Here is a 15422-nt window from a genome sequence, read left to right on the forward strand (position 1 = left end):
GGCTCATAGCGCCCCGAGAACGGCCCGGCGCGCATGCCTGACTGTCGCCTGACAAGCCGTAAATCTGCGGTTCAGGCAAAGCTACGGGTTTCCGGGAATTTCTTAAGAATGTGATGAAGTAACCGCTTGTTTCCGCACGGAGGCTTTTGTGGTAATTGTTTTTGCGGAGCGCTCCTACTCTACCCACCTAAATTGTAGGAGTAATATCGTGCCTTCCTTACACAACCGAGCAGGTTTTGGCCTCGCTGCGGCGGCTCTTTGCGCCACCGCAATGCCATCTGCTGCTCAAGCCCAATCTGCATCCTTTCCATGCTTTGATGAGACTGCGATGCAATCGGCGCGCATCCATGATTTGCGCATCATGCTGATGGTGAACGCGCTTAAATGCCGTGCCAATTCGCCGGCTACCTTGCGTAGCTATGGTCGCTTGCTTGATGCCCGCGGTGACGAGCTGACCTATCATGGCGAACGTGTCATGGCCGACATGGTCGGTCGCTATGGTGAGCGTCAGGGCGAAATGGCGTTTGATCGCTATGAGACCCAGATGAGCAATTACCATTCCAACGTGCAGCCAAGCCGCGAACAATGCGAGGATGTGAATTCCTTCATCAAACTCGCAGGCCGTGCGGATTATGAAGAAATGGAGATGCTTTCCAAACTGGTGACCAACCGTGCGATCAATTCGTGCCTGGTGCCGGAATCGAACGTCGCGTTCTCGCGGCCTGCACCCGCACCTGTGGCTGAACCTGCTCCGGCAGCGCCATCTGCATCAGCGCCTAAAATCGTCGATGGTATTCCAACTTACACCACTGCCGATGCGCCGCCAGCAAGCGCGCCTGCCCCGCTAGAGACCGTAGCGATGGCAGAGCCTGAACCGGCCGCTCCCGCGCCAGAGCCCGAAGCGGATCGGCTGGGCCAGGCCATCACTGCACTTGATGCAGCCGCTGCTGCTTTGCGCGATCTGCAAAGCGAGAACTCGGCAGCACAATAAGCCGACAGCGTATTGGGTGAGGCGGCAAAGAACCTCACCACAAAAAATTTGGCATCTTGAAGGGAGAGCGGTGGGCTCTCTCTTTTTGTATCTGGCTATTGGATCGGAGCACCTTGCGCGTCAGCATCTTCACGCTTCACAACCTTGTGTTCGGTTTCGCTGAGGCCGTGCTTCCAGTAACTCGAAATGTAGAGCTCGCGCGGGGTCAGAGCCAACTCATCGCGCAGAAATCCGCGCAGTTGGCGCATTCCTGAAAACTCACATGCAGCCCATGCGGCAAGAGTGCCGGCCGGTCGCTCGACTTGCCGTAAAGCATCGGAAAGCAGCGTCGGCCGGGTGCCGGGTAGCGGATTGATGAGATAGCGCAGCTCAATGCCTTCAGGGGCATCAATCGCGACCGCATCGTCTTCATGTTGAATCTCAAGCACGGCAACGCCTTTTGCTCGGCGATCCATCTGCTCTAGGTTGGCGCTGATCGCTGGTAGCGCCGCCATGTCTCCTGCGATCAGATAGAAGTCGAAACCAGGGGGCAGAGGCTTCGGCGCGCCCGGTCCACGAATGGTCATCGGGTCACCATGTTTTGCATCCAGCGCCCACGATGTCGCAGGGCCAGCCGCATTTCCGCCGTGAAGCGCAAACAACACATCCAGTTCACGCTCGCGCTGGCGGCGGATCGTGTAGGTCCGCATCAGCGCTTTCTTGCCTTCACTGCCCGGCTCAAGGATCAGCTTGAAGTATCCGCCGGCCTGGCCGCTCGGAAAATGATCAAGATCGGGTCCGCCAATCGTCACCTGATGCATGCTGGGTGAGATGCGCTGACTATTCAGCACGGTGAGATCGCAGAATACCTGAGCCATGCGCAGTCAATTAATGCGAATGGCTCGCAATTCAAGCGATGCTTCGAAATTCTGGCATGAATTGTCTCGACTTGGCAGCCGCGCCGCGCGATGGGGTTTGCCAAAGGACAATAGCAGAGGACAAAGCCCATGATCACCATCCACCATCTTCGCATTTCGCAATCCGAACGGATCGTCTGGCTGATGGAAGAACTGGGCCTCGAATACGATCTCAAACTCTACAATCGCGATCCCGAAACGCGGCTGGCCCCGCCTGAATTGAAAGCGCTGCACCCAATGGAGATTGCTCCAGTGATTACCGACAGTGATCTGGTTCTTGGTGAAAGCGGCGCGATCATGGATTACATCGTGGGCAAGTATGCGCCTGACACCGATCTGGTCCCCTCCCCTGACCATCCCGATTTTGCCCGGCACCTCTACTGGTATCACTTCGCCAATGCGACGCTGATGACGAACGGGATGATGAGCATCGCAGTGGGCGCCGTTGGCGCAGAAATGCCGCCTCCGCTCGCAAAGCGGATTACCAACGCATGGGCGCATATCGAAACGGCACTGGGCGAAGCGGATTACTTTGGCGGATCAGCGCTGACGACAGCCGACGTCATGCTCGGCTTCTCGCTCACAACTGCGCGCGCCTTTAACGATATGAGCATCGATCACATGCCCCACTTGAAAGCGTACCTGCAACGCATTGGCGCGCGCGATGCCTATCAGCGCGCGATGGCCAAAGCAGAGCCGGGCTTTCCTCCCAAACTCGATTGAAGCCTCGATGGAAGACTATCGCGAACTCAGCCGCTCCATTGCCGGATCGCGTGTTCTGATCACGGGCGCGGCAAGTGGGATGGGCCGCGCAACCGCGCATCTTTTCGCTCGCGAAGGCGCGAGTGTCGCCGTCACTGATCTTGATCAGGACAAATGCGATGCCGTGGTTCAGGAAATTGTCCAATCAGACGCTTCGGGATCGGCGCAGGGATGGGCATTGGATGTGCTCAACCCCGAAATGATCGCGGCGCGTATTCCCCAAATCGTGAGCGATCTGGGCGGGCTCGACATTATCATCAACAATGCCGGGTTCTGTATTCCATCAAAGATCGAGGACGAAAGCTATCCCGACGCATGGAGCGCCAGCATCGAGGGAATGCTGACCTCGCACCAGCGCATCATTCGTGCGAGCATGCCGTTTCTTCGCAAAAGCAAACACCCCCGGATCGTGAACATCGCATCGACCGAAGGGCTCGGCGCGACCCCGACGAATTCACCCTATGTTGCGGCAAAACACGGCGTGATTGGGCTGACGCGCGGGCTTGCTGTCGATCTTGGACGCGATGGGATCACGGTGAATTGCATCTGTCCGGGCCCAATTCACACCGGCATCACCGATGGCATCCCGGATGAACACAAGCAGATCTATGCAAAACGCCGCGTACCACTGGGTCGATATGGCATTCCTGAAGAAGTCGCGCATATCACTCTGGCACTCGTCCTTCCCGCTGCAAGCTACATCACAGGAGCGGTCATTCCGGTCGATGGCGGCCTGACCGTCAAGAACGCGTAGCATTTCGGCAGTACGCGGAGCCTGTTTCGTCGATCTTGGATCAAGAAATCCGCCTTCGCATTTGCCTCATGCCCACACGCGCCCTAATGTTTGTTAGTGCCCAACATCCGAGAATTGAGTGCTTGATATCCCTACCGATAAAACTGTGAGTTCGGACAAACCTTCGAAGCTCGATCCAAAAAAGCTGACCCGTGAACTCAGCGCATTTCGCGATCCTCGGATGACGCGCAGCTTGTGGGAAGTCGCCATCACCATAATCCCCTTCGCGGCTGTGTTTGCAGCCATGCTCTATGCAATCGAAGCTGGGTATTACGCGGCAGTCCTTTTGACGCCAGTCGCCGGTCTCCTGCTTTTGCGCATGTTCATTATCCAGCATGATTGCGGCCATGGCGCATTCTTGCCCAGCCGCGCGGGCAATGATTGGCTGGGTAGAGCCATAGGTGTGTTTACCCTGACGCCCTACGACCCGTGGAAACGCTCGCACGCTCTGCATCATGCCGGCACTGGAAACCTTGACCTGCGCGGCTTTGGCGATGTCGACACGCTGACCATTCGCGAATTTGAAGAGCGATCATGGGTCGGGCGGCTGGGATATCGCCTGTATCGCCATCCTGCCGTTCTGCTGGGTCTGGGCCCTGCCTATCTGTTCCTGCTTCGGCACCGACTGCCAATTGGCCTGATGAAGGCCGGATCAGTCTATTGGGTCAGCAGCATGGCGACCAATGCGGTCACAGCTCTCATCCTGTTCGGCCTCATCTACACTTTCGGCATCGCGACGACCGCAATCGTGTTTCTGCCCGTGCTGATGTTTGCCGCATCTGTTGGCGTGTGGCTATTTTACATTCAGCACCAATTTGAAAGCGCGCACTGGGATTACAGCGACAACTGGACCTTTCACGAAGCAGCCTTGCTTGGCAGCACGCATTTGGACCTGCCCATTATTCTGCGATGGTTCACCGCCAATATCGGCATACATCACGTCCATCACCTCGCCAGCCGCATCCCGTTTTACCGTCTGCCTGAAGTGCTGAAAGCGCATCCCGATCTCGCGAACGTCAATCGCTACACATTCAAGCAGACGTTCAAACCGCTGCTTTTGACGCTGTGGGATGAGGATCGACGAAAATTAGTGAGCTTTAAGGAAGCGAAGCGGGCTGCGGCCTAGCTTTCGGTCCGCTCAGTAAAACGCCAACTGGTTGGAAATTGCGAGCAGCTGTCCCTCGCGCGACCAGATGCGCGTACGCTGGGAAAATCGGCCGGAAAAAACGCGATCACTTGTCGCCTCGACCAGCAGGAAATCGCAGCCGCATTTGGCCAAGTCTTCGCTGCTGCACATGATGTGCAAATCGTACTGAACAGTCGCGCCAAATCGCGGGGTTGTATCAAGGAAGAAAGTGCGCGGCATCGGGGTATCGGACAGCGCAAGCAAGGCTTTCGCATCCCAAGGCCGATCGGCGGCATCGCGCACCCAGAACGCGGATTGCGGCTTTTCCTGCGCGCTGAAGGGTTTGCCCAATGCGACGCGCTGTTCATACCGGGTGAGGAATTTTGGCCCGGGCGTATCTGGCAACCGCTCCGCATCATCAATTGCGAGGACCCTCGGCATGGGATCGGTGTAATCGAGCGCTTTGTCCTTGATATCGCTGAAGACAAAGTCCGCTGTGAAAACCAGCGCATCGGGCGCTGCAGGATCGCTGAATTCAGAACGGACGAAATTGGTGCGCCTGCCCTCTCTCAAGGTGCGCACCTCAACGTCCATCTCTTCTTTGGGAAGCGGTTTCAGGAATGTTGCTGTTGCGCTTGCAAGCATGGCTGATTGCGGGTTCGCCTGCTGCACGGCGCTATAGCCCAACGCCAGTGCCCAACCGCCAAAAGCAGAGGTGAAGTTCCAGTAGGCCGCACCGCCACCTGACCGAAGGCGACTTTCGGAAAGGGTTTCAAGCTGGGTTGCGGTGTCGAGAGGGTAGTCGGTCATGCCGGATGCGTCTTTCATTGCCAGCGCGCACCATGCGCACCGACTTAATGAACGCACCAGTTCATTTTTGTTCCCAAGTCAAGAGATACTCATTCCATCTCAACCAGAAAGCGCTGCCCTGGCCTGCTCTTCGACACGAGCCATCGCGTCATTCCACGGGCCTGGCCCATAGCTGATGCGGGCAACGCCCAATCTGGCTAATTCCGTGTTGCTCACCATGCCCGGGAGACGCATGACATTCACCGGAAGCAAAACCGACTGGCAGACACGCGCAATCATGTCAGGATTGCTGAGCCCCGGAATGAAAAAGCTCCCCGCGCCTGCCTCTGCATATGCCGCCGCGCGATCAATCGCCTCATCGACGAGCGCCTGCTGGTTTGGATCCTCGCCCGCTCGCAAAGCTTCCAAGAAGGTGTCGGTTCGCGCGTTTACGAACAGGCCCGCTTCCCCGACCGCAGCAATGCGTTCGGCTTGATCGGATGTGATGCGCAAGCCGCCGCTCCCGATCAGCTGATCTTCAAAGTTGCAGCCCACAGCGCCAGCATCGACAATCGCGCGGGCGTTTTCTGATAGTTCGCCCACATCCTCGGCAAAGCCCGCTTCGAAGTCGACCGTTAGCGGTAGATTAATCACTGCCTTGATCTGGCGGACGGTTGTCAAAAGCGCTTCAAATGGAAGCTCCTGACCATCGGAATATCCTTGCGCCCCGGCAACCGATTGGCTGCCCGTCGCGATTGCCTTTGCTCCGGACCGCGCGACCGCCGCTGCGCTGCCAGCATCCCAGATATTGTACAGGATCAGCGGGTCAGCGCTTGAATGAAGCGCTGCAAATTCGTCTTTCGTCATTTCAGAAAAGCTCCGGTTCGTCAGATTGATCGTCAGCGCCCTCGCGCTTTAGCAGTTCGGCCTTTATTTCTGGGCCATAGGCGTATCCGCCCACGCCGCCGCTTGCCGGGACAACCCGGTGGCACGGGATAAGGACTGCGATGTTGTTTGCCCCGTTGGCGCTTCCAACGGCCCTGCTAGCTTTGGGATTGCCGAGCATGGCTGCCTGTTCGCCATAGCTGCGCGTTTCGCCGGGCGGAATTTTGCGCAAGGCCTCCCAACAGCGTTGCTGGAATGCAGTCCCTTTGACATCGAGAGGGATATGCGCGCTGTCCAATGTGGGGTCTTCGACGATGGCGGTGACCTCTTCGAACAGAGCGCGAAATTCAGGGCTCGCCTTAACCAGCTCCGCTTTGGGAAAGCGCGCAGCCAACTCCTTTTCGCCTTCGTTGAAGGATAGGCAGCAAACGCCTTTCTCGGTCGCGGCGACCAGCATTGTGCCAAGCGAGGTATCGATCACGTCCCAGTGAATGCGAGCGCCTGCTGCGCCCTCTTTGATGTCCTTTGCCGCCATGCCCAGCTTTCCTTCTACGTCCGCATAAAACCTCGACGGCGCGGAATAGCCCGCCTCGTACAGCGCATGCGCCACCCCATCGCCGCGCGACAACGCATCACGCACTCGCTCCTCCCGCAAAGCTCGTGCGAAAGCCGATGGAGACAGGCCTACAGTGCGTTTGAACAGGCGTTGGAAATGCGTGGGGGAATAGCCCGTTAAATCCGCAAGCTCATCCAGTGTTTTCGCGCCTTCTGTACGGATCGCTGCGATCGCAGCGAGCACGCAGGCTTCTTCGGCTGATTGTGTTTTGGGAGAGCAGCGTTTGCAGGCTCTCAACCCGGCAGCCTCTGCAGCCTGCCAATCGGCATAGAAACGCACATTCTTGCGCATCGGCGCGCGAGCCGGGCAGCTTGGGCGGCAATAGATGCCCGTCGAATGCACGCCAGTGACAAACGCGCCGTCAAATCGGCGATCCTTTGCAAGTGCGATTTGCCAGCGTTCATCGTCGGTAAGAGCTTTCATCTTTTCCATGCCCTGCTGTTTATCGAAGTCATCTGCCGAGCGCATCCCGAACCTTGCGCTCAATGATATGCGCATCGCGCGATCATGGGACTTGCGAGCAAGATCGCCCTGCGCCATGCCATTTGCATGTTTTATCGCTTGGCCGCCTTGTTTGCGCTCTTTTTTGCAGCGCTGCTTCCTGCACCCGCACTTGCCGATGCGGCCGATATCGATGCAGCGGCGCGCGGCGTTGTGCGCGTTGTGCTGGTGCGCGATGAGGAGGGAAACGTAAGGCCCAGCAGCCATGGCAGCGGGTTTGCCGTAACGCCCAACATGATTGTCACCAACGCGCACGTCGTGCGCGATGCAGTGCTCGATGACACGTTGCGCATTGGGATCGTGCCCAGCGAACAGGCGCGCAATGGCGAACCGGGTGCATTTGGCAGGATCGTCGCGGTCAGCCCGCGCAATGATCTGGCGCTTATCGAAATCGCAGAAGGAAGTCTGAAACTGCCTCCCGTCACGTTCGCTGGCGGGGTCGCGGGCAATATGGGCGAGGTTTCCGCTGTCGGATATCCGATGAATGTGGATCTCGCTCAAGGCCTCGAAATCGACGATATATTCCGGCCGCAACCACCTGTGAAAAGCCGGGGCTTTCTCTCAGGCGAACGCCCCTCGCGCCAATTCGATACGATCCTTCACACCGCGCCCATCGCGCGCGGCAATTCGGGTGGTCCATTGCTCGATGGATGTGGCCGCGTTCTGGGCGTCAATTCGTTTGGTGCAGATTCGGATGGGTCAGATGCCGAATTCTACTTCGCCGTGTCGTTGCGAGAGCTCCTGCCCTTCCTTCGTGACAACAATATCGATCCGCGCACCAATGCCTCCCCATGCCGGTCGATTGACGAATTGAACGCAGCTGAGCTTGCACGGTTTGAAGCTGAGCGTGCCGACGCGCAGGCCCGCATCGATGCGCGTGAAGAGGAATTGCGGGAGGCGCGCCAGCAGGCCTGGATCAAAGCGCAAATGCAAATGATGGAAGAGCGCGAAAACGCGATTGTCACCACGATGCTGCTGCTTATCGCAGGACTGATAGCCGCATACACGGCGGCACAATTGCGCAAGGATGAAAGCCGCCGCAAATTCGCAATCATGGCCGCTGGTGCTGCCGGCGCTGCATTCATCGCCTGCATCCTCGTCTGGCTGGCGCGGCCCAGCTCTGCCGATATTGAAGACCGTGTGGCTGCGATCCTGAAGGAAAACGGAGACGGAGAAGACGGCGCAACAACTCCGGATCTCTCCGCAGCAGGCGATGGAACGCTCATTTGCACTCTCGTCCCTGAACGCAGCCGGGTCACTGGTGCCCGCACGGATGACATAGAGTTCGATTGGTCGGCGACCGGATGCGTCAATGGCCGAACGCAATACGGAATGGACGGCGGCACATGGTCACGCGTGTTTGTGCCCAATGATGAAGCCGCCGTTTCAGTGAATTCCTATGATCCTGAAAGCCGCACTTTCCGCACCGATCGCTACCTCTTGGGCCGCGCCGACATGGAAGCCGCCCGCGAAGCGCGCCGCAGCTATTCTCCACCTGCATGCGGCGTGACCGATGCAGCGCGCTTGCTTGGAGAGCGCCAGTCCGCTGTGATCGCGCAACTGCCAGAGCGCGAGAACGAACGGCTGGTCTATTCCTGCGAACCAAAGCCCGCCAGCGGCAATCCCGCTGTCGCGGAAGCTGAAGAGTGATCAACTCTGTTACCGGCAAACAATAGCTCTTGAGTTTGTTTACAAATTAGGCATCTTTGAGCCTCTGGCGCGTTAGCGCTGGATCGGGGTCAAGTGTTCAGGGGGCAGAATGTTTCACCGGCTTTGGTTGCTTGTCATCGCGGCAATGTTGCTTTCACCAACGGGCGCAAGCGCAAGCGAGGCGGATATCGATGCAGCATCGCGCGGTGTCGTCAGGGTCGTGATCTTTTCTGTCGGCCGGGATGGGAGCGTCCGCTTTCGTAGCCACGGGACCGGCTTTGCCGTTGCGGCTGATAAATTCGTGACAAATGCGCACGTGATCAGAGAGGCCGCGCAGTATCGCAATGTGTTCGTGGGGGTCATTCCGCCAAGGGGTGATGAACCTGTTGTCGCCAAGCTCGTAAATTACAGCCGCAGCCGCGATCTGGCGCTCATTGAAGTGCCCGACAGCTTGCGTTTGCCGCCGCTGACTTTCGTTTCCAATTTTACGTCCGAAAATGCCGATGTGGTGGCCGTGGGTTTTCCGGGCGTTGTCGATGATGTTGTCGGGCGCGGTTACGAACCCACCGTCTCTCGCGGTAAAGTCTCCCAGCAGCGCGCGGTGCGCGGGGTGGACCATGTCCTCCACAGCGCTCCTATAGGACGCGGCAATTCCGGCGGGCCGCTGCTTGATGAATGTGGTCGGATTGTCGGCGTCAACACGTTCGGGGCCAATTCGATCGCCAGCGAGGGCGAGTTTCTTTTCGCTGTGGCAAACTCTGAAACAATCGCGTTTCTGCGCAGCAATGATGTCAGGCCAAAAACGAGCGATATCGCATGCCGCACCATGGCCGAGATCGAGGCGGAAGAAGCCGCTCGAACTGAAGCTGAGCAGAAGGTCGCCGAAGAAGAGCAGCGCGCGCGTGAGCAGGCCGAACAGCAAGAGCGCGAGCGGATAGAGCGGCAAATTCAGGAAGAGCGCGAAAACATGATGGCCCTTGCCGCAATTCTGCTGGTGGTGGCAGCAGGCGGCGGGGCGCTTGCATATCAGGCGTCGCAGGCAGAAGGCGGCAAAAACCGAGCTGTGATCTTTGGAGGCATTGCCGGCCTTGCTGCAATCAGCGCGGCCTATGTCTGGATTACGCGCCCAAGTCTCGAAGATGTTGATGATCGACTGGCCGACAATGCTGATGCCAGCAGCTTGCTTGGCGGGGACGAAGGGATCAGCGGCCTGCAACCGGGCATGTTCAGCTGCACTCTTGATACCGATCGCAGCCGAGTGACCACTGCCCCTCCTCGCTATGTCGAATTCGAGTGGAAAGCCGATGGCTGCCATGAAGAAACGCAATATCAAATGCGCGACGGCGTATGGTCGCGGGTGTTTGTGCCGCAAGAAGATTACATGGTGCGTGTGGCCACAATTGATTTGGCCAAGGGCGAATTTCGAAACGAGCGCTATCTGCTGCCCAAGGTTGATTGGCAAAAAGCACGCGATGCGCGGATGAGCTATCAACCGCCATCATGCGGCGCGCCCAACGCATCGCAGCGCCTGTCCGATATGCAGGAGGGCGTTCTATCCATGCTGCCCGATCAGCCCAATGAACGGCTAATCTATAACTGCGATAGCAATTGAAGCGGCGACAAGCCTTCTTCAAGCAGCACCCTTAGCAAAGGATAGCGATGGAACAGGCACTCGTTTTCGTTTCAATAGTGCTGGGAGTTGCCGTGGCTTTTGAGCTTGAGCATCTCAACAAATTGCTGCGGGCCGGCAACGTCAAGTGGCACTGGGCTCAGCCTCTGTTTGCGCTTCTTGTGCTGATGACAATCATGTCATTCTGGTGGATGCTCGCCAGCAGCGACGATCGAGGCGAAGTAACGTTGGCTGCTTTTCTGCCGATCATGTGGGTTCTGGTGCTGCTCAATCTACTCGCTGCAGCATCCCTACCTGACCACGTACCCGAAGGCGGAATAGATCTAGCGAAGTATTATCAGGAAAACCGGCGATACCTGTGGGGTCTCTATTTCCTGATTGTAGCACCGCTTGGGATCAATTGGATCATTGTGGGCTTTCGACGGTCAGAGGATTTTTGGGACATCCTACCGTATCTCGCAACCGAGCTTTTGCCGATGACTGTCGTCGCGGCGATGATTTTCGCAAAGCGCTGGTCGCACGTTGCTATCGGCTTTGCAGCTATGGGTCTTGTGGTTGCCGCCTGGCTGACGCGGGCCCTCTAATTGCGCTGCGATCAAGCCGCCAGCGCCTCGCCTGATAGCGTGATCCGGTGCATTTCGCGTCGATGGCCCTGATAATCGTTCATAGCATTGTGCCAGCTTGTTCGGTTGTCCCAGATGGCAATCGTGCCCGGCTCCCATTTGAGGCGACACTGGTTCGTGTCGGTAAGCGCTGCATCACATAGCTCGTTCAAGAGCGGCAGGCTTTCCTCGCGTGTCTGGCCGACGAAATTGATGGTGAAGGCGTTGTTCACATACAGCAGCTTGCGCCCCGTGTGCGGGTGGCGGATCACCACCGGATGGACAGCGCCCGTCTTCAGATCCTGCCCGCGAAGGTTCTTGCCCATATCGGTTTGCGCATAAAGGCCATCCGCCTTGTAGACGTGATCGGCGGTGTGGAACGCTTCCAACCCTTCAATCCGCGCTTTCAGATCATCCGAGAGCGCATCGTAAGCTGCACCCATATGCGCCCACATCGTATCGCCGCCACTGGGCGGGAGTTCGCGCGCCACCAGGATTGAGCCCATCGCCGGGATCTGGTCATAGGAATGATCGGTATGCCATGCCCCGCCGATATTGGTCTGCTCGTCAGGCTCTTTCTTCACCACCGCGATTTCGTTGAAATCTTCCTGCAGCGGGAAATAATTGTTCACATCGATCCCGCCCCAGCGACGGCCGAATTTAATGTGATCTTCGGGCGAAAATTCCTGATTTCGAAAAACCGCAACGCCGTGTTCGTAAATTGCATGCTTGATCGCATCCATCTCCGAATCCGAGCACGAACGAAGCGAAACCCCTTCAATTTCCACGCCGCATTCGGGCGCCATTGCTGTGGTTTTCATGGTTTTCCTCTCCCCTTGGCTTTTGCCATTACGCTACGTTCTGATGCAGTTTTCCGCGCAATTCAAGAATTGCCGCGATTCAAACGCGCGTGCCCCTCTTCAAGACAGTTTGCTGCGCTTGCGTAATATGCATTGTCTTGCTAGGCGCGCGCCAGCTTTGAACAGGGCTCGTTTCTGCTTGTCCGGATAACCTGCTCAATCAAGGTACCGTATTTTCTCAAGCGTTCCCGCAAAGGACACACAGCGAGTGGATAATTCCGCCGGTATTCAGGCAAGCCTGCCAGGGCGTTACGCCTCAGCCCTCTTCGATTTGGCGAGTGAGAATGGCACCGTCACCGCTGTCGAGAGTGATCTCGATACGCTGGATGCAGCCCTTTCCGAATCCGCCGAACTCGAAACGGTCACAACCAACCCGCAATTGTCACGCGATGAACAAGGCAGCGCGATTGCTGCCCTCGCTTCGCATCTTGGCCTTTCAGAACTCACCACCAATTTCCTCGGCGTGCTTGCCGGCAATCGCCGCCTCGGCGCGCTATCGAGCATGATCAAGGCGTTCAAGACAATTGCCGCCAATCAGCGCGGCGAAGTGACCGCGACTGTCACCAGCGCGCACCCTTTGTCTGACAAGCAGCTCAGCACGCTCAAAGACAAGCTGACGGCCCGCCAGGGTCGCACTGTTATGCTGACATCACACGTTGATCCCGACCTGTTGGGCGGGCTCGTTGTTACCATCGGATCAGAGCGCATTGACGCCTCGATCCGCACCCGCCTCAATTCTCTTTCGCAGGCTATGAAAGCCTGATCATTCGTTTTGGCCATGAAGGCTTAAAGGACTACTGAACATGGAAATCCGCGCAGCAGAAATCTCCAAGGTCATCAAAGACCAGATTGCCAATTTCGGCACCGAAGCACAAGTCAGCGAAGTTGGCACCGTGCTTTCTGTGGGTGACGGCATCGCCCGTATTCACGGCCTCGATAAAGTGCAGGCTGGTGAAATGGTCGAGTTTGCCAATGGCGTAAAAGGCATGGCGCTGAACCTTGAAAGCGACAATGTCGGCGTCGTGATCTTCGGCTCTGATGCTGAGATTAAAGAAGGCGACACCGTCAAACGGACCGAAACCATTGTGGACGTTCCAGTTGGCAAGGGTCTGCTTGGCCGCGTGGTTGATGCGCTTGGCAACCCGATCGACGGCAAGGGCCCGATCGAAGGTGCAACTCGCCAGCGTGTTGAAGTGAAAGCTCCCGGCATCATCCCGCGCGAATCGGTTTCCGAGCCTGTGCAAACCGGCCTTAAAGCCGTTGACGCGCTGGTTCCCGTTGGCCGTGGTCAGCGCGAACTCATCATTGGTGACCGCCAGACCGGTAAGACCGCTGTCGCCATCGACACCTTCATCAACCAGAAAACGGTCAATGATGGCGATGACGAAGGCAAAAAACTTTACTGCGTCTATGTTGCGGTCGGCCAAAAGCGTTCAACTGTTGCCCAGATCGTAAAGCAGCTCGAAGAAAACGGCGCGATGGAATATTCCATTGTTGTCGCTGCAACCGCATCTGAGCCTGCACCGCTTCAGTACCTCGCGCCTTACACTGGCTGCGCAATGGGTGAGTTCTTCCGCGACAACGGCATGCACGCCGTCATCGTGTATGACGATCTTTCCAAGCAGGCTGTAGCTTATCGTCAGATGTCGCTGCTGCTTCGTCGTCCTCCGGGCCGTGAAGCGTATCCGGGTGACGTGTTTTATCTCCACTCACGCCTGCTTGAGCGTGCTGCGAAGATGAACCCCGACAATGGCTCTGGTTCTTTGACCGCTCTGCCGATCATTGAAACGCAGGCTGGTGACGTTTCGGCCTATATTCCAACCAACGTGATTTCGATCACTGATGGTCAGATTTTCCTTGAAACCGATCTCTTCTATCAGGGCATCCGTCCCGCGATTAACGTTGGTCTCTCGGTTAGCCGTGTGGGCGGTGCCGCCCAGACCAAGGCGATGAAGAAGGTATCGGGCTCGATGAAGCTCGACCTTGCACAATATCGCGAAATGGCAGCGTTTGCTCAGTTCGGATCGGACCTCGATGCCGCAACGCAGAAACTGCTCAATCGCGGTGCTCGCCTCACAGAGCTGCTGAAGCAAAAGCAGTTCTCACCCATGCCGTTTGAAGAGCAGACCGTGTCGATCTTTGCCGGCACCAACGGCTTTATCGATGACATCGCAGTGGACCGCGTGAACGAATATGAAGAGCAAATGCTTGCCTTCTTCCGCGCTGAACATGGCGACGTGCTCGCGGCGATCCGTGACAGCGGCAAGTTCGAAGACGACACCAAGGCAAGCGTTGTTGCTGGCCTGGAAGCCTTCGCTAAGCAGTTCGCCTGAACTAGCCGTCATCCCAGCGAAAGCTGGGATCGCTAACCGCCGGGTCGGACCTGGCAGAACCAGATCCCAGCTTTCGCTGGGATGACGAATTGGAGAAAATTGGGTGCCCTCACTCAAGGAACTCAAGGATCGGATCGGGTCGGTCAAATCGACCCAGAAGATCACCAAGGCAAAGCAGATGGTTGCCGCGGCCAAATTGCGCCGTGCGCAGGCTGCCGCTGAAGCCGCGCGTCCATATCAGGAGCGTCTGGCAGCTGTCATGGCCTCGCTCGCGGGCAAGGTTTCAGGCGACAGCGCGCCAAAGCTGCTTGCTGGAACCGGATCGGACAAGCGCAATTTGCTGGTTGTCGTCAATACCGACAAGGGCCTGTGCGGCGGTTTGAACTCCAACCTCGTCAAGGCCGCAAAAGCCAAGGCGCAGGAACTTCTCGCTGAAGGAAAATCGGTCGAATTTTACCTAGTCGGTAAAAAAGGCCGCGCACCGCTGAAGCGCGATTACGCGGATGAGATCACCGGCGGATACGATACGTCGAATGTCAAAACCCCCGGCTTTGACGAAGCCGATGCGATTGCCGCTGAACTCATTGAGATGTTTGAAAACGGCGCGTTCGATGTCGCGCACCTTGTTTTCCCGACATTCAAATCCGCACTCGCTCAGGATCCGACTATCAACCAGCTGATCCCCGTCCCTTCTGCTGACGTGGCCGAAGAAAGCGACGCGGTTGTCGAATACGAGCCGGGCGAAGAGGAAATCCTCGAAGAATTGCTGCCACGCTATGTGAAGACGCAAATCTTCGGAGCGCTGCTGGAGCGTGAAGCATCAGAGCAAGGCGCTTCGATGACAGCGATGGACAACGCCACGCGCAACGCAGGCGATCTCATCAACAAGCTGACGATCCAATACAACCGCAGCCGTCAGGCCGCGATCACCACCGAACTTATCGAAATTATTGCTGGCGCAGAAGCGCTGTAATCAAGGCTAAGGACA

General features: G+C 57.3%; 15 protein-coding genes. 10 read left to right on the plus strand and 5 right to left on the minus strand.

The window, feature by feature from the left end:
* Nucleotides 1-208: 208 nt before the first annotated feature.
* Nucleotides 209-991, plus strand: a complete 783-nt coding sequence (locus tag AUC45_RS04745; RefSeq protein WP_156423757.1) for a hypothetical protein — start codon at nucleotides 209-211, stop codon at nucleotides 989-991.
* 95 nt (nucleotides 992-1086) lie between these two features.
* Here AUC45_RS04745 and AUC45_RS04750 read toward each other — a convergent pair whose 3' ends face one another.
* Complete coding sequence (locus tag AUC45_RS04750) at nucleotides 1087-1848, minus strand: siderophore-interacting protein (RefSeq protein ID WP_067599140.1); 762 nt, start codon at nucleotides 1846-1848, stop codon at nucleotides 1087-1089.
* Nucleotides 1849-1977: 129 nt separating this feature from the next.
* On the opposite strand from AUC45_RS04750, the gene AUC45_RS04755 reads away from it, so the two are divergent.
* From AUC45_RS04755 to AUC45_RS04765, 3 genes are all read left to right on the plus strand, one after another.
* Nucleotides 1978-2610: a glutathione S-transferase family protein gene (locus tag AUC45_RS04755; protein ID WP_067599143.1), complete on the plus strand. Its 633-nt coding sequence runs from the start codon at nucleotides 1978-1980 to the stop codon at nucleotides 2608-2610.
* Complete coding sequence (locus AUC45_RS04760) at nucleotides 2552-3403, plus strand: SDR family NAD(P)-dependent oxidoreductase (RefSeq protein WP_233998531.1); 852 nt, start codon at nucleotides 2552-2554, stop codon at nucleotides 3401-3403. The genes AUC45_RS04755 and AUC45_RS04760 overlap by 59 nt, the downstream gene beginning before the upstream one ends.
* Nucleotides 3404-3521: 118 nt before the next feature.
* Entirely contained in the window at nucleotides 3522-4568 is a 1047-nt protein-coding gene (locus tag AUC45_RS04765; RefSeq protein ID WP_233998532.1) for a fatty acid desaturase, read from the plus strand.
* Between the two features lie 12 nt (nucleotides 4569-4580).
* Here AUC45_RS04765 and AUC45_RS04770 read toward each other — a convergent pair whose 3' ends face one another.
* From AUC45_RS04770 to AUC45_RS04780, 3 genes are all read right to left on the minus strand, one after another.
* Complete coding sequence (locus tag AUC45_RS04770) at nucleotides 4581-5396, minus strand: acyl-CoA thioesterase II (RefSeq protein ID WP_067599152.1); 816 nt, start codon at nucleotides 5394-5396, stop codon at nucleotides 4581-4583.
* Nucleotides 5397-5477: 81 nt separating this feature from the next.
* Nucleotides 5478-6224: an isocitrate lyase/phosphoenolpyruvate mutase family protein gene (locus AUC45_RS04775; protein WP_067599155.1), complete on the minus strand. Its 747-nt coding sequence runs from the start codon at nucleotides 6222-6224 to the stop codon at nucleotides 5478-5480.
* Between the two features lies 1 nt (nucleotide 6225).
* Nucleotides 6226-7290: a bifunctional transcriptional activator/DNA repair enzyme AdaA gene (locus AUC45_RS04780; protein WP_067603524.1), complete on the minus strand. Its 1065-nt coding sequence runs from the start codon at nucleotides 7288-7290 to the stop codon at nucleotides 6226-6228.
* 75 nt (nucleotides 7291-7365) lie between these two features.
* On the opposite strand from AUC45_RS04780, the gene AUC45_RS04785 reads away from it, so the two are divergent.
* The 3 genes from AUC45_RS04785 to AUC45_RS04795 all read left to right on the plus strand — a co-directional run bounded on the left by AUC45_RS04785 (nucleotide 7366) and on the right by AUC45_RS04795 (nucleotide 11223).
* The gene (locus tag AUC45_RS04785; RefSeq protein WP_082700969.1) at nucleotides 7366-9009 is read left to right on the plus strand and encodes a serine protease; all 1644 of its coding nucleotides are present in this window, start codon (nucleotides 7366-7368) and stop codon (nucleotides 9007-9009) included.
* 109 nt (nucleotides 9010-9118) lie between these two features.
* Nucleotides 9119-10621 (plus strand): serine protease, encoded by a 1503-nt coding sequence (locus tag AUC45_RS04790; protein WP_067599158.1) that lies wholly within the window; start codon nucleotides 9119-9121, stop codon nucleotides 10619-10621.
* 47 nt (nucleotides 10622-10668) lie between these two features.
* Nucleotides 10669-11223, plus strand: coding sequence for a hypothetical protein (locus tag AUC45_RS04795; RefSeq protein ID WP_067599161.1), 555 nt, complete (start codon nucleotides 10669-10671; stop codon nucleotides 11221-11223).
* A gap of 11 nt (nucleotides 11224-11234) precedes the next feature.
* On the opposite strand, the gene AUC45_RS04800 is transcribed toward AUC45_RS04795, so the two are convergent.
* A complete protein-coding gene (locus AUC45_RS04800; RefSeq protein ID WP_067599163.1) occupies nucleotides 11235-12062 on the minus strand; it encodes a TauD/TfdA family dioxygenase in 828 nt (275 codons plus the stop codon).
* 247 nt (nucleotides 12063-12309) lie between these two features.
* Here AUC45_RS04800 and AUC45_RS04805 point away from each other — a divergent pair, with 247 nt between their 5' ends.
* The 3 genes from AUC45_RS04805 (at nucleotide 12310) to AUC45_RS04815 (ending at nucleotide 15407) form a co-directional block, all read left to right on the plus strand.
* Nucleotides 12310-12864 carry a F0F1 ATP synthase subunit delta gene (locus tag AUC45_RS04805; RefSeq protein WP_067599166.1) on the plus strand — a complete coding sequence of 185 codons (555 nt, stop codon included), beginning with the start codon at nucleotides 12310-12312 and terminating at the stop codon, nucleotides 12862-12864.
* A 40-nt stretch (nucleotides 12865-12904) separates the two neighbouring features.
* Entirely contained in the window at nucleotides 12905-14434 is a 1530-nt protein-coding gene (gene atpA / locus AUC45_RS04810) for a F0F1 ATP synthase subunit alpha (RefSeq protein WP_067599169.1), read from the plus strand.
* Nucleotides 14435-14537: 103 nt separating this feature from the next.
* On the plus strand, nucleotides 14538-15407 hold the full coding sequence (locus tag AUC45_RS04815) for a F0F1 ATP synthase subunit gamma (RefSeq protein WP_067599172.1): 870 nt from the start codon (nucleotides 14538-14540) through the stop codon (nucleotides 15405-15407).
* Nucleotides 15408-15422 lie beyond the last annotated feature (15 nt).

The sequence above is a fragment of the Erythrobacter sp. YT30 genome, assembly GCF_001542875.1.
Classification (GTDB): Bacteria; Pseudomonadota; Alphaproteobacteria; order Sphingomonadales; family Sphingomonadaceae; genus Erythrobacter.